Source organism: Roseibium sp. (genome assembly GCF_965232425.1).
In the GTDB taxonomy this organism is placed as follows: Bacteria; Pseudomonadota; Alphaproteobacteria; order Rhizobiales; family Stappiaceae; genus Roseibium.
The window spans coordinates 652,240-665,500 of sequence record NZ_OZ246971.1 but is presented as its reverse complement, the minus strand read 5'-3'; the positions used below and the strand labels follow the sequence as shown (position 1 = coordinate 665,500).

Here is a 13,261-nt window from a genome sequence, read left to right as displayed (position 1 = left end):
CCTTTTTGCCGACGGGCCGTCCGGCCCAGACGCGCCAGACCTTTGACCATACATTGCTTTTTAGTTCTATTCGGTGGCGGAGATTTTCTCCGCCACTTATTTTTTGGGGTGGGCGCGGAAAAAGCGCAGCTCGGTCTGCCAAGGAAATGGAGCGGGTGAAGGGAATCGAACCCTCGTCTTAAGCTTGGGAAGCTCCTGCTCTACCATTGAGCTACACCCGCGTGGTCCGTTCCGATTACTGATCCGGTAAAGCAAAACTGTCAAGTTCGGAACTTTGCCTTTCCGGCCAAGCGGCATCTTGCGCTGCGGTGCAAAAATCGCCATGGTCGCGCCGGCGCGCACGCGCTTCGGTTCACGGACAAACTCCAGGTCGGATACATGCGAAATCAGGTCAAGGCGCTGGTCACCTCGCGCAATTGGGAATTCTGCATCATCGGGATCATCATGCTGAACGCGGTGACGCTCGGCCTGGAAACAAGTCCTTGGATGATGGACAGGTTCGGCGCGCTGCTCATCACGATCGACCGGATCATCCTCGGGATTTTCGTGGTCGAGCTGATCCTGCGCCTTTACGCGCATGGCCTGAAATTCTTCAAGGACCCCTGGAGCCTGTTCGATTTCGCCATCGTCGGCATTGCGCTGGTGCCCTCGACCGGTCCGATGTCGGTGCTCCGCTCGCTGCGTATCCTGCGTGTCCTGCGCCTGATTTCCGTTGTGCCGTCCCTCAGACGCGTGATCGGTGGGCTGATCGCCGCGCTGCCGGGCATGGGCTCGATCGTCGTCCTGATGGCGCTGGTGTTTTACGTCTTTGCCGTCATGGCAACGAAGCTGTTCGGCGAAACCTTCCCGGACTGGTTCGGCGACCTTGGAGCCTCGCTCTATACGCTGTTCCAGATCATGACGCTGGAAAGCTGGTCCATGGGCATCGTCCGGCCGGTCATGGAGGTCTATCCGCTTTCCTGGCTGTTCTTCGTGCCCTTCATCCTGTGCACCGCCTTCACGGTCCTGAACCTCTTCATCGGTATCATCGTCTCGGCCATGCAGGAGGAGCACGAGGCGGAGGCCGACGCCAACCGGCAGGCGATCCATGACGACACCGGCCTGATCCTGGAAGAGGTCAAGGCGCTGCGCGCGGAGCTGAAGGAGCTGCGCATGAAGGTCGCCGATTGACCGGCCGGATGTGCAGGCCCCGTCAGGCTTGCGTTTCCGGCAGCCGCATGATTTGACCGTGATATGGCAGCCAGTTCAAGGGACACACCGAAAGGCAGCATAGCGGCCGGGCATCAGCTGACCGCGGAGGCGGGTGCACAAATGCTGCGCGATGGCGGCAACGCGGTCGATGCGGCGATCGCCGCACTGGCGATGTCCTGCGTGTGCGAACCGGTGCTGGCCTCTCCCGGCGGCGGCGGCTTTGCCATGATCCGCAGCGGGGAGACCGGCAAGACCACCCTGCTCGACTTCTTTCCGCAAACGCCCCGGCAAAAACGCAGCGGGTCCTCCGAAGGCTTTCACAGCATCACCGCCGATTTCGGCTCGGCGACGCAGGTATTTCACATCGGACCGGCCACCGTCGCCACACCGGGATTTCTGGCCGGGCTGTCGGCGCTGCACCGGCAAGGCGGCACGCTGCCCTTCGCCGATCTGTTTTCGCCTGCTATCGAAGCGGCCAGAGCGGGTCACATCGTAACCCGGTATCAGCACTACCTGTCGACGGTGGTGCGCCCGATCCTGACCGCGACCGAAGCCGCCCGGACCCTTTATGCGCCGGCAGGCGATCTGCCCGCAGCCGGGTCGTTGTTCCGCAATCCGGGCCTTGCCGAGATGTATGAAGAGCTGGCCCGGAAAGACTGGCTTCGGACCGGGATCGCGGGCCAGATCCTGAAAGAGCAGGAGGCCGGGGGGCATCTGACGCGTGCGGACCTTGAAAACTACCGCGTGGAACCGCGCGAACCCCTGTCCCTCAGGCTCGGGGCGGCGACTGTCCATCTCAACGCGCCGCCTGCTGCCGGCGGCGTGCTGATCCGCTACGCCCTCCAGCTCCTTGAAGGCAGCGGCAGGACCGCCTTTGCCGGTGCGCTTGAGGCGGCAGACCGGGCAAGGCTGGCAGCGCGCGGCGACCTGCAGGCGCTTCTGGATCGCCCGATGCGCCAGCAGGGAACAACCCACATTTCAACGATAGATGCTGAAGGTAATGCCTGTTCGGTCACCGTTTCCAACGGCACCGGCAACGGCGAAATCGTCGGCAGCTACGGCTTCATGCTGAACAACATTCTCGGCGAAGAGGACGTCAATCCGCACGGATCGGCCGATTGGCCGGCAGACCAGCGGCTTGCGTCCATGATGTGCCCGGCGCTGATCGACATGCCGGACGGACGTCTCATCGCCCTCGGCTCGGGCGGCTCCAGCCGGATCCGCTCGGCTGTCTTCCAGGTCGTCGCCCGCCTGTGCCTTGAGGAAGCGCCGCTTGAAGACGCCGTGCGCGCCTCGCGGCTTCATGTCGAAAACGGTCATCTTGACCTGGAGCTGCCCGGTGCCGAAGCTGATGTTGGCCCGTTGACAGATCTTTTTCCCGATCATCGCATCTGGCCGGAGAAGAACATGTTCTTCGGCGGCGTACATGCCGTCAGCACCGATGGCCACGGCACGTTTTCCGGCATCGGTGACAGCCGCAGGGAAGGGGCCGCGGTGATTGTCGAGTGAGGAAAGGCAGGAAGGCCATGGAGTTCCGGCGCAGCCAGCGAATGAAACCTGTTTGTCCTCGCCTCGGAACGCCACCCTCATCCTGAAGAAGTGCGGGTGCGCTGTCTCGAAGGATGGGCGGCATGCTTGGAACTGCGTGGCCCATCCTTCGAGACGGACCTGACGGTCCTCCTCAGGATGAGGTGTCGGGGACGAAACAGGAGCCAACTCGGGCGGAGGCGCATCGTCAAACCTCCTCCGTCGTCATCCCGGCGAAGCAAAGCGCGAGCCGGGATCGGGGAGGCACGGTTCTGGCGGTCTTCCGGTACCCTATCGACGGACCCTGGCTCCCCGGTCCCGGATCTCCGCTGCGCTGCGTCCGGGATGACAGCGGAGAGGCGAAGGCATCCCTGGGACGTCTGCTCAGGCACCCTGCAAAATTCAAGAGCTGCCGCGGAATACCAACCTCATCCTGAAGAAGTGCGGGTGCGCTGTTTCGAAGGACGGGCGGCATGCTTGGAACTGCGTGGCCCTTCCTTCGAGACGGACCTGACGATCCTCCTCAGGATGAGGTATCGGGGACGAACTTGGGGCAAACTCAGGCAGAAGCGCATCGTCAAACCTCCTCTGTCGTCATCCCGGCCAAGCAAAGCGCGAGCCGGGATCGGTGAGGCACGGTTCTGGCGGTCTTCCGGTACCTTATCGACGGACCCTGGCTCCCCGGTCCCGGATCTCCGCTGCGCTGCGTCCGGGATGACAGCGGAGAGGGGGCGGCGCACATCGGCGGATATCTCTAAAACTATCATCGTAAAACAACCTCATCCTGAGGAAGCGCGGAGGCGCTGTCTCGAAGGATGGGCGGCATATCCGGAACTGCGCGGTCCATCCTTCGAGACGCACGCAGGCGTGCTCCTCAGGATGAGGGGGGCGGCTGGTCTCAAAATCAACCCAGGCGGCGCAGGCAAACCGGGCTTAGAGGGTTGCAAGCACCTCTTCCGGCCCCTCGACGGTGAGTTGGACCCCGTCCTCGGTGTAGTCCCGCGCAACAACCGTCACACCGAGCAGTTCGATCCTGCGTTCAAGTTCCGAGCTCGACGCAAAATCGGCGCGAACCGTTCTGGTCCCCATCTTGCGGAAGGGGATCAGCTCAGCGCGGCTGATCGCGTCCTGGGCGGCGCCGGAATAGGCGCGCGCGAGACCGCCGCCGCCGAGCTTCGTGCCGCCGAAATAGCGCACAACGAGCACAGCGCAGTTGATCAGGTGAGCGCCCTGCAGGACACGCAGGGTCGGCATGCCGGACGTGCCGGCCGGTTCCCCGTCATCCTTGCCGCTTTCCTCGATCCGGCCGTCATCGAGAAGACGGCGGTGCGCGGTCACGATGTGGTTGGCTTTCCGGTGTTCCCTGCGCAGCTCCTCAAGCCGCCGCTCGAAGATCTCGATCGGGACAAGATGGGCAAGGAAGCGGGACTTGCGGTCTTCCAGAAAGCCTTCGTGTTCGCGTGTGACGGTCTTGAGGTCCATTTTGGCGATATGGATCGTGTGTCAGGTTCGAAACGCTAGGCCGGCACCTTGAAGTGTTTCGACAGTTTGAGGGCCTGGCCCTGGTAATTCGAGCCGATGCCTTCGCCGTAGAGCGTTTCGGGCCGCTCGGCCATGTGTTCGTAGACGAGGCGGCCGATGGTCTGGCCGTGTTCGACGATGAAGGGAACATCATGCGAGCGGACTTCCAGAACCGCCCGGGACCCGACGCCGCCCGCGCCCGCGTGACCGAAACCCGGATCGAAGAAACCGGCATAGTGCACCCTGAATTCCCCGACCAGCGGATCGAACGGCACCATCTCGGCGGCATAGTCGGGCGGCACGTGCACGGCCTCCTGGCTGACGAGAATATAGAACGCGTCCGGATCGAGGATCAGTTCACCCTTGTTGCGCCGGTAGATCGGTTCCCAGAAATCCAGTGGGTCCTGAGCCCCGACGACATCGACATCGATCAGGCCCGAATGATGCTTGGCGCGGTAGCCGATCAGGCTCCCCGGGCCGTCGCCTTCAAGGTCGATCGACAGTTGCACACCGCCGCCGATCCGTTCGTTGCCACCGCTCATCAGCGTGTGGTCGCGATGGACGTCCTGCAGCACGTCATCGGCAATGATCGCTTGCCCGCGCCGGAAGCGGATCTGGCTGAGGCGCGAACCGCTGCGGACGAGGATCGGAAAGGTGAGCGGCGAAATCTCGGCGTAAAGCGGTCCGGTGTAGCCCGCCGGGACGGTATCGAAGGCAAGGCCGTTGTCGGTAATGACCCGCGTGAACACATCCAGCCGTCCGGTGGAGCTCTTCGGGTTGGCCGTCGCCGAAATGTCGGCGGCAAGAGCAAGGCTTTCCTGCAGCGGTACGATATAGACGCAGCCGGTCTCCAGAACCGCACCGTCCTTCAGATCCACGGTGTGAAGCTTGAGTTCTTCCAGCCGGTCGGCGACCCGGATTTCGGGACCGGGCAGAAAGCTTGCCCGCACGCGGTAGGCAAGCGCTCCGAGACGAAGGTCGAGGCTGGCCGGCTGGATCTGACCGCCGACGGGCGGCTCAGCGGCGGCGATTTCGCCTGCGGCAAACATTGCGCGGATGACCCGCTCCGGCAAAATGCCGCTCTCAGCAAGTGTCGCGCTTCCGCTCAAGGCCTGCCCCGTTGTCCCGTTCATGAAGAATTCCCGTCGTTTTTCCTTATTGAAATCCTTAACGGATTCCAACATAAAATGCAAGTCATTGAATTCATTGATTAATCTTTGCATATCGGTGTCCCCCATGCATCTTCTTGAGCGCGCCGGTCGCCGGGGATAAGCTGTTGTCATGAGAGCTTTGACGCTATGCCTGATCGTTTTTCTTGCCGCGCTCGGCACGGGCCAGAGCAAGTCGCTCAATGGCCAGGACCTCTATGAAATCTGTACCGATGAGGCGCGGGCGGTCTACTGTGAAGGCTATATCCAGGGAATGCGCTACGGTCTTCTCGGCGGGACGGAGACCGCGCTGGTCGACGCCGGTGCGAGGTTTCTGAGTGCTGAAGATTTCAAGCTGGCGTTGGATATTCTGCTTCGCTTCTGCATTCCCGAACAGGCAACGAACCGGCAGCAAACCGATGCGGTGGTCGCCTACCTTCGCGACCATCCGACGTTCCGGGACACGTCTGCCCGGAAGCTGGTCTTGCAGGCCTTCCGGGAAGCGTTTCCGTGCCGGTGACGGCTCTATCATGAACCGTCAAGTTTTGCCCGTTCACGGGAACTTTCCTCAAAGACGATTGACCCTCGGAGCATTATCGCATAGGACAAGTCCACTCCGTGGTGATTTGGGCCGGCCGGCTTGCAGCCACGTTAAACAAGTCGCTAAAAAAGGCCGGAGGTGCGAACCCCGGTCCTCAGGCTGGGGTTTTTTGCGTTTGGAGCGAATGGAAGATGACTGAGACCACCAACAAGAGCTGGCGTCCTGCAACCTCACTGGTTCACGGCGGCACCATGCGGTCCCCCTTTGGTGAAACCTCGGAAGCCATGTACCTGACCCAGGGTTTTGTCTACGACAACGCCGAGGCGGCGGAAGCCCGCTTCAACGGCGAAGACCCGGGCTTTGTCTATTCGCGCTATGCCAATCCGACCGTTTCCATGTTCGAGGACCGCATCAAGATGCTCGAAGGCGCGGAAGCCGCGCGCGGCACGGCAAGCGGCATGGCGGCGGTCAACCTTGCCCTGATGGCGTCCGTCAAGGCAGGCGATCACGTGGTCGCCGCCAAGGCCCTGTTCGGTTCCTGCCGCTATATCTGCGAGACCCTGCTGCCGCGCTATGGTGTGGAAAGCACGCTCGTTGACGGCACGGATATCGAGCAATGGAAAGCCGCCGTGCGGCCGAATACGCGCGCGCTCTTTCTGGAAAGCCCGACCAATCCGACGCTGGAGATCATCGAGATTCCGGCGGTCGCCGACATTGCCAAGACCGTTGGCGCCCGGCTGATCGTCGACAATGTCTTTGCGACACCGCTTTACCAGTCGCCCTTACAGCTTGGCGCGGACGTGGTCGTCTATTCCGCAACGAAACACATCGACGGGCAGGGCCGCTGCCTCGGCGGCGTTGTCCTGTCGGACGAGGAATGGATCACAGAGGAAGTGATGCCGTTCGTCAAGCATACCGGCCCGCATATGAGCCCGTTCAATGCCTGGGTCCTGATGAAGGGTCTGGAAACGCTTCCGATCCGCGTCGCCCGCCAGACCGAGAGCGCCGGTCAGATCGCCGATTTTCTCGCCGGGCAATCCAAGGTCAGCCGCCTGATCTATCCGGGCCGCGACGATCACCCGCAGGCCGAGCTTGCCCGCAAGCAGATGCGCGGCGGCTCGACGATGGTCGCTCTGGAGATCGAGGGCGGCAAGGAAGCGGCCTTCCGGTTCACCAACGCGCTGGACATCATCCGGATCTCCAACAATCTGGGCGACGCCAAGAGCCTGATCACCCATCCGGCGACCACGACGCACCAGTCCATTGGCGAAGAAGCGCGTGCCGAGCTTGGAATTTCGGACGGCATCCTGCGCCTGTCGGTCGGGCTGGAAGATCCTCAGGATCTTCTGGAAGACGTCGAAAAGGCACTTGCCGCGGTCTAAATCGCGGGCGCGCGCTCAGCGCGTGCGTGAGGCTGACGAAGGCGGCAGGGATAAACTCGAGGCACACATGATCATACGTTGGTGGCGGGCGGTCGCGGGCTCGCAAGAGGTCCTGCAGCAATATGCGGAGCATCTTGAAAGAACGACATTCGTCGAGATGGCCGAACTTCCCGGGCATCTGGGCGCGTCTCTGGCCGTCAAGGTCAAGGGCGAAGATCAGGAACTGGTGGTCATGAGCCTCTGGTCGGACCTCGCCTCGGCAGGGCATTTCGAAAAGGGCGCGTTCGACGATGCGGTCGTCAAGCCGAGCACGCAGAAACTGCTGAAATCCTTCGATCTGAAAGTGGAGTATTTCGAAACGGTCGTTGCGACCGGCAAGCTCGCCGGCGGTGGTTAGCACCCCCGCAGCGGGGTGCGTCGAAAAGGATCAGAAAGAGTCTTCCAGCATCCGCCGGTAATCCTCTGCGCTTGCCTCCTTCGGGTTGGTCTTGTGGCTGTGATCGGCAAGCGCACCGGTGATGATCCGGTCGAACAGGTCCTTCGGAACGCCCAGCTCCGACAGTCGCACGGGCAAACCGATTGCAGCGGTCATGTCCTTGATCGCATCCCTGACCTGCGCCCCGTCGGCAAGCCCCATGGCGTCTGCCATGCGCGCGTATTTGTCTTCTCCTGCCTGGGCAGGGGCGTCGCTGTTGAAGTCCAGAACCGCCGGCATGAACACGGCGTTTAGCGTGCCGTGATGCAGCTTCGGGTTCAGCCCGCCGAGCGCGTGGCTCAGGCTGTGCACGCAGCCGAGCCCTTTCTGGAATGCCATGGCTCCCATGGTCGCGGCGATCGCCATGTTGGCCCGGGCATCCTTGTCCGCCGGGTTTTCCGTGGCCCGGCGGATGTGGGTCCACGCGCGCCGCAGGCCCTCAAGGGCAATGCCGTCAGCCGGTGGATTGAAGGAGGGCGCGAGGTAGGTTTCGATACAGTGCGAGATCGCGTCCATCCCGGTAGCGGCCGTCAGCATGGCTGGCAGTGTCATGGTCAGATCCGGATCGACGATGGCTGCCCTGGGGATGAGGTGAGGGGACAGCAGGCCGACCTTGCGGCCGTCATCCAGAATGACGATCGCCCCGCGCCCCACCTCGCTGCCGGTGCCCGACGTGGTCGGGATCGCGATCGTGGGCCAGGTTCTGGCGGTGATTTTCTCAAGTCCGCCCTCGATGACGGCAAAGGTTTTGAGCGTACCGCCATGGGCCGCGAGGATGGCGACCGCCTTGGCAAGATCCAGGGACGAGCCACCGCCGATCGCGATGATGCCGTCGGCGCCGACCGTCTTGAAAAGCTCGGTTGCTGCCCGGACCGCGGCCTCGTTCGGGTTGCCGGGAGTGTCGTCATAGACACCCGCCGGGGCTTCGCCCAGAACCGCTTCGATCCTGTCGAGAAACCCAAGCTGGCGGACGCCCTTGTCGGTCACCACCATCGGACGCGAGATCCCGGCCAGTTCAAGCTCCGCTTTCAAGGTGCCGAGTTCGCCAAACCCGAACTGGACGCGGGTCACATAGTTGATCAGAGCCATGGCATTCCCTCTTGGAATTCTCGAATGGACATCGATTAGCCTGAATTGAGCTGTCCGGGCAAAGGTTTTTCATTGGTCGGAAAACCGGGCTTGCAGGACGTCGGCACGGACCGTTTCGCGACGCACACGGATTTCGCCCTGTTTTCCGGTGAGACCGACGTGATCGGGTGCAGTCGCGTTCAAGCTTTGCCCAAAAATGAAACATTTTCTCAATTTCGAAAGTCAATTCAGACTGCCTGAAATTTGGTTCGATGCTAAGTATCTGAAAAATATAAGCTAATTATGAACGCGCGATTTGGCACGTTCCTTGTGAGGTGTTTCCCAGTGCAACCAGACAAGGGGTAAAGACATGACACTTCGTTTCTCGGACGACCAGTTGGCAAGCATTCCGACGCTGGAAGAGATCATTGCGCGCAATCAGCGCCGGAATGGGGATACGGAAAGCCGGCCCCGGCTGCACAGGCAATACGGGGACGTCGGCATCGCGGCTCTGTCCGCAGCGACGCTCTGTATGAAGTACGGTTCCACGGCAAGCAAACCGCATTCCAGACGGGATCGCGCCGCAGCCTGAGCAGAATGTTGGTTTTACGGCAAGCGACACATTTCCTTCTTCCTCCCGGGATATGTGTCGCCTGATGAGCGGACTGTCATCACACGATGATGACAGTCCGTTTTCCTTGGATGGCGGTTGGGACGCCTGCCACAGTCACTGGCGGTCGCTGCTTTGAACCAACGGATGGGTTCACCCTTATGCAACCGGCAACCTGAGCTCTCGTCAGCCGTCATCGTCCTTTGGGCCGAGAGACTTCACCCCGATCAGGACGCGCGCGCTTGCCGAAACGAAGCAGACGGCCGCAAATCCCCAGGCCAGAACCGGAAACCAGCCCGGCAGCAGCGCCATCAGCAGAAACAGCACAATGGTCTCCGTGCCTTCCGCCAGCCCGCCGAGATAGTAGAGCGATTTCGAACCCTGATGATCGGTCGCAAGACCCCGCCGCTCCGCCATGATCGCAAAAGCCAGGAAAGCGGAACCATTGGCGTAGAAACTGCACAGAAGGGCCGCTGCGGGAAGTGCATTGTTGCCCGGGTCCTGAATGGCGAAAGCGAGCGGGATCGCGCCGTAGAAGAAGAAGTCGAGGGAGATGTCGAGATAGCCGCCGAGGTCCGTCTTCCGGGTCACGCGCGCAATCGCGCCATCCAGACCGTCGGCGATCCGGTTGAGAGCGATCAGCACGAAACCGAGCAGGAAGTGGCCGGTCGCAATGGCGATGGCGGCACCGATGCCAAGGGCGAATCCGATCAGGGTCACGCCGTTCGCGCCGATGCCGGTTGCGGCCAGAAGCGCCCCGAGGCGGTTCAGAACCGGGTCGATGACAGGACGGATACGGGCGTCAAACACTTGAAAAGCCACCTGACTTGGAGGAAACAGCGCTGTAAATGCAAAATCCTTCAGGAAATCACAAGTAAGACTCTTTCACGCTTATGTCATTCGCCCTATAAGCCCTTCCTGAAGTCGTGGGCGATTGCCCGGAAGTGAAGGAACAACCGTGTCAGGTAGTTACAGCGCCATTACGCAGGGGATCGAGGTCTCTGTGGAACCGTTTTATCTGGACGATGAATCGAAGCCGGAAGAGAGCGAGTTCATCTGGGCCTATATGGTCGAGATCCACAATGGCGGTCCCGAGCCCGTACAGCTGAAATCGCGCTACTGGCAGATCACCGATGCGATGGGCCGCCAGGAGGAAGTCAGCGGCGAGGGCGTTGTCGGCGAACAGCCGGTCATCGAGCCTGGTGAAACCTACGAATATTCCTCTCACTGCCCCCTATCGACGGACAGCGGCATCATGGCCGGTTCCTACGCGATGGAGCGGCCGGACGGATCGCGGTTTCACGTCGCCATCCCGCCGTTTTCTCTCGACCTGCCGGATGCGATCCGCAGCCTGAACTGAGCGCAGGCGCGTTTCGGCGCTTTTCGCCAGCACCGCGGATCACTCAACTTGAAAGCGGGGAAAGCGGCGTCAGACCGTCCTGTGGCGGGCGATCGCACCGCGCTCGATGGCGGCGACCGTCAGCTTGTCCAGGCCGAAGCGGTCGCGCAGCATCTGCAGGATGCGCAATTCTTCCTGTTCCACGTGCAGATCGGCAGCAGCAACCTCGACAGCCAGTGCGTAGGCCGTGTCGTAGAGCTTCGGCGGCAGGACATCGCCGACAAGTTCCAGAACCAGCGACAGGCCGTTTTCTTCCTGGAGAATATCACCGCAGCGCTGCGCGGCCGGAATGATCCGGTTGCCGTCGTAGTCGCCGAACACCGGCAACATCTTGATCATGTCACCGATCGTGGCCAGTTCCTTGTCGGTCATCGCATTGTCTGACGCGGACACAATCACCATCACGTAGATGAGGGCTTCCTGAACGCTGATCGGTTCATTGATAGACACTATTCATTCTCCAGTGCGCCGGTGTAAGGGCAAAAACGCGGTCAGAAAGGTTCTGATTTGCGACGGGTGGTATAAAGGGTTGGCGGGAAAGCTTCAAGTCAACCAAATGCGACATTTGATTGACCTTTGGCCCGCGCTTTTCTAGTGTCGCGCCGCAACATGCGGCCGGCCGAAAGCCCGGCCGCCGGAAATTGCATCTTATCTCTCAAATTCAACAGAATGAAACCCGAACATGACCGACCAATCCCTGCCCACGCTTGACCTTTCGCAAGACTTTGTCGAGGCGGCCGCCAAATCGAAAGCCTGGCCGTTCGAGGAAGCACGCAAACTGGTCAAACGCATCGGCAAGCGGGATCCGGAAAAACCGGTTCTGTTCGAAACCGGCTATGGCCCGTCGGGCTTGCCGCATATCGGGACCTTCGGCGAAGTTCTGCGCACGACGATGGTGCGCACCGCCTTCCGACTGCTCACCGAAGACAGGATCCCGACGCGCCTGCTGTCGTTTTCCGACGACATGGACGGAATGCGTAAGATCCCGGAAAACGTTCCCGATCGCGCGGCCCTGGAACCCTATCTGCAAATGCCGCTCAGCGCGGTGCCCAATCCGTTCGGCGGCGACTACGACAGCTTCGCCGCGCACAACAACGCCATGCTGCGCCGGTTCCTGGATACGTTCGGCTTTGATTATGAATTCGCGAGCGCAACCGAGTACTACAAGTCCGGAAAGTTCGACGATGTCCTGATCCGCGCGACGGAAAAGTACCAGAAGATCATGGATGTGATGCTGCCGACGCTGGGGGCCGAGCGTCAGGCGACCTATTCGCCGTTCCTGCCGATCTCGCCCACATCCGGCCGTGTTCTCTACGTGCCGATGAAGGAGGTCAATCCGAAGGACGGAACGATCACCTTCGATGACGAAACGGGCGAGGAAATCACCCTGTCCGTCACCGGGGGCAATGTGAAGCTGCAGTGGAAGCCGGACTTCGGCATGCGCTGGGCTGCGCTCGATGTCGACTTCGAGATGTTCGGCAAGGACCACCAGACCAATGCACCGATCTACGACAAGATCTGCAACATCCTCGGCGGCAAGGCACCGGAGCACTACGTCTACGAACTGTTCCTCGACGACAAGGGCGAGAAGATCTCCAAGTCCAAGGGCAACGGTCTGACGATCGACGAATGGCTGACCTACGCGTCCCCGGAGAGCCTGGCGCTGTATAACTATCAGAAGCCGAAAACGGCCAAGAAGCTCTATTTCGACGTCATCCCGAAGGCCGTGGACGAGTACTACACCTTTGTCCAGAAATACGAGCAGATGCCGGTGGAACAGAAGCTGCAGAACCCCGCCTGGCATATCCATTCCGGAAATATTCCGAAGATCGACATGCCCGTGCCGTTCGCGATGCTCCTGAACCTGGTCTCGGCGTCCAACGCGGAAAACAAGGACGTGCTGTGGGCCTTCATTTCCCGCTATGCGCCGGGCGTGACGGCCACAACGCACCCGGAACTTGATGCCCTTGTCGGCTATGCGATCCGGTATTTCGATGACTTCGTCAAGCCGACAAAATCCTTCAAGGTGCCGGACGACGTTGAAATCACTGCCCTCAAGCAACTGGACGCGAAACTGGCCGACCTGCCAGCCGACGCGGACGGTGCCGCCATTCAGGACGCCGTTCTCGATGTCGCCCGCGCGATCGAGCGCTATCAGGATCCGAACAAGAAGGGCCCCGACGGTGGGCCGGGCGTTTCGGTTGCCTGGTTTTCGGCGCTTTACCAGTTGCTTCTCGGGCAGGAAAAAGGCCCGCGTTTCGGATCGTTCGTGGCGCTCTACGGCATTTCCGAAACACGGGATATGATCGGCAAGGCGCTTACGGGCGAACTGGCTGCCTGAAACCGGCAAGGCCTGGCGAACAAGGCGGGAGCGAGGCTCCCGTCTTTTTTGTCACCTG

Annotated in this window: 13 protein-coding genes, 1 tRNA gene and 1 riboswitch; of the genes, 8 read left to right on the top strand and 6 right to left on the bottom strand. The window is 61.2% G+C overall.

What is annotated here, in order from left to right; translation table 11 throughout:
- Positions 1 to 147: 147 nt before the first annotated feature.
- Positions 148 to 221, bottom strand: a tRNA-Gly gene (locus ACO08A_RS03080).
- A gap of 157 nt (positions 222 to 378) precedes the next feature.
- Between ACO08A_RS03080 and ACO08A_RS03075 the strand changes: the two genes are divergently transcribed.
- Positions 379 to 1,170: an ion transporter gene (locus tag ACO08A_RS03075; RefSeq protein WP_422039778.1), complete on the top strand. Its 792-nt coding sequence runs from the start codon at positions 379 to 381 to the stop codon at positions 1,168 to 1,170.
- 63 nt (positions 1,171 to 1,233) lie between these two features.
- Entirely contained in the window at positions 1,234 to 2,700 is a 1,467-nt protein-coding gene (locus ACO08A_RS03070) for a gamma-glutamyltransferase (protein ID WP_422039777.1), read from the top strand.
- A gap of 951 nt (positions 2,701 to 3,651) precedes the next feature.
- Here the strand turns inward: ACO08A_RS03070 and ACO08A_RS03065 are convergent.
- Entirely contained in the window at positions 3,652 to 4,200 is a 549-nt protein-coding gene (locus ACO08A_RS03065; protein ID WP_422039776.1) for a YigZ family protein, read from the bottom strand.
- A gap of 35 nt (positions 4,201 to 4,235) precedes the next feature.
- The gene (locus ACO08A_RS03060; RefSeq protein WP_422039775.1) at positions 4,236 to 5,372 is read right to left on the bottom strand and encodes a 2'-deoxycytidine 5'-triphosphate deaminase; all 1,137 of its coding nucleotides are present in this window, start codon (positions 5,370 to 5,372) and stop codon (positions 4,236 to 4,238) included.
- 148 nt (positions 5,373 to 5,520) lie between these two features.
- Between ACO08A_RS03060 and ACO08A_RS03055 the strand changes: the two genes are divergently transcribed.
- The 3 genes from ACO08A_RS03055 to ACO08A_RS03045 all read left to right on the top strand — a co-directional run bounded on the left by ACO08A_RS03055 (position 5,521) and on the right by ACO08A_RS03045 (position 7,707).
- Positions 5,521 to 5,907: a Rap1a/Tai family immunity protein gene (locus ACO08A_RS03055; protein WP_422039774.1), complete on the top strand. Its 387-nt coding sequence runs from the start codon at positions 5,521 to 5,523 to the stop codon at positions 5,905 to 5,907.
- An 88-nt stretch (positions 5,908 to 5,995) separates the two neighbouring features.
- A riboswitch (SAM riboswitch) is annotated at positions 5,996 to 6,076 on the top strand.
- Between the two features lie 43 nt (positions 6,077 to 6,119).
- Positions 6,120 to 7,310, top strand: a complete 1,191-nt coding sequence (locus tag ACO08A_RS03050) for an O-succinylhomoserine sulfhydrylase (protein WP_422039773.1) — start codon at positions 6,120 to 6,122, stop codon at positions 7,308 to 7,310.
- Positions 7,311 to 7,377: 67 nt separating this feature from the next.
- Entirely contained in the window at positions 7,378 to 7,707 is a 330-nt protein-coding gene (locus ACO08A_RS03045; protein WP_422039772.1) for a hypothetical protein, read from the top strand.
- Positions 7,708 to 7,737: 30 nt separating this feature from the next.
- On the opposite strand, the gene ACO08A_RS03040 is transcribed toward ACO08A_RS03045, so the two are convergent.
- Positions 7,738 to 8,874 (bottom strand): iron-containing alcohol dehydrogenase, encoded by a 1,137-nt coding sequence (locus ACO08A_RS03040; RefSeq protein ID WP_422039771.1) that lies wholly within the window; start codon positions 8,872 to 8,874, stop codon positions 7,738 to 7,740.
- A gap of 349 nt (positions 8,875 to 9,223) precedes the next feature.
- Between ACO08A_RS03040 and ACO08A_RS03035 the strand changes: the two genes are divergently transcribed.
- On the top strand, positions 9,224 to 9,445 hold the full coding sequence (locus tag ACO08A_RS03035; RefSeq protein WP_422039770.1) for a hypothetical protein: 222 nt from the start codon (positions 9,224 to 9,226) through the stop codon (positions 9,443 to 9,445).
- Between the two features lie 204 nt (positions 9,446 to 9,649).
- Here the strand turns inward: ACO08A_RS03035 and ACO08A_RS03030 are convergent, their stop codons facing one another.
- Positions 9,650 to 10,273: a CDP-alcohol phosphatidyltransferase family protein gene (locus tag ACO08A_RS03030; protein WP_422039769.1), complete on the bottom strand. Its 624-nt coding sequence runs from the start codon at positions 10,271 to 10,273 to the stop codon at positions 9,650 to 9,652.
- A gap of 148 nt (positions 10,274 to 10,421) precedes the next feature.
- Between ACO08A_RS03030 and apaG the strand changes: the two genes are divergently transcribed.
- Positions 10,422 to 10,823 carry a Co2+/Mg2+ efflux protein ApaG gene (gene apaG / locus ACO08A_RS03025; RefSeq protein ID WP_421981828.1) on the top strand — a complete coding sequence of 134 codons (402 nt, stop codon included), beginning with the start codon at positions 10,422 to 10,424 and terminating at the stop codon, positions 10,821 to 10,823.
- Between the two features lie 69 nt (positions 10,824 to 10,892).
- Here the strand turns inward: apaG and ACO08A_RS03020 are convergent, their stop codons facing one another.
- Positions 10,893 to 11,306: a tellurite resistance TerB family protein gene (locus ACO08A_RS03020; RefSeq protein ID WP_421984434.1), complete on the bottom strand. Its 414-nt coding sequence runs from the start codon at positions 11,304 to 11,306 to the stop codon at positions 10,893 to 10,895.
- A gap of 238 nt (positions 11,307 to 11,544) precedes the next feature.
- Here ACO08A_RS03020 and ACO08A_RS03015 point away from each other — a divergent pair, with 238 nt between their 5' ends.
- The gene (locus ACO08A_RS03015; protein WP_422039768.1) at positions 11,545 to 13,203 is read left to right on the top strand and encodes a lysine--tRNA ligase; all 1,659 of its coding nucleotides are present in this window, start codon (positions 11,545 to 11,547) and stop codon (positions 13,201 to 13,203) included.
- Positions 13,204 to 13,261 lie beyond the last annotated feature (58 nt).

Bases quoted from the DNA above. Each gene is read 5' to 3' on its own strand.
- ACO08A_RS03075 (WP_422039778.1), top strand. From the start codon at position 379: ATGCGAAATCAGGTCAAGGCGCTGGTCACCTCGCGCAATTGGGAATTC.
- ACO08A_RS03070 (WP_422039777.1), top strand. From the start codon at position 1,234: ATGGCAGCCAGTTCAAGGGACACACCGAAAGGCAGCATAGCGGCCGGG.
- ACO08A_RS03065 (WP_422039776.1), bottom strand. From the start codon at position 4,200: ATGGACCTCAAGACCGTCACACGCGAACACGAAGGCTTTCTGGAAGAC.
- ACO08A_RS03060 (WP_422039775.1), bottom strand. From the start codon at position 5,372: ATGAACGGGACAACGGGGCAGGCCTTGAGCGGAAGCGCGACACTTGCT.
- ACO08A_RS03055 (WP_422039774.1), top strand. From the start codon at position 5,521: ATGAGAGCTTTGACGCTATGCCTGATCGTTTTTCTTGCCGCGCTCGGC.
- ACO08A_RS03050 (WP_422039773.1), top strand. From the start codon at position 6,120: ATGACTGAGACCACCAACAAGAGCTGGCGTCCTGCAACCTCACTGGTT.
- ACO08A_RS03045 (WP_422039772.1), top strand. From the start codon at position 7,378: ATGATCATACGTTGGTGGCGGGCGGTCGCGGGCTCGCAAGAGGTCCTG.
- ACO08A_RS03040 (WP_422039771.1), bottom strand. From the start codon at position 8,874: ATGGCTCTGATCAACTATGTGACCCGCGTCCAGTTCGGGTTTGGCGAA.
- ACO08A_RS03035 (WP_422039770.1), top strand. From the start codon at position 9,224: ATGACACTTCGTTTCTCGGACGACCAGTTGGCAAGCATTCCGACGCTG.
- ACO08A_RS03015 (WP_422039768.1), top strand. From the start codon at position 11,545: ATGACCGACCAATCCCTGCCCACGCTTGACCTTTCGCAAGACTTTGTC.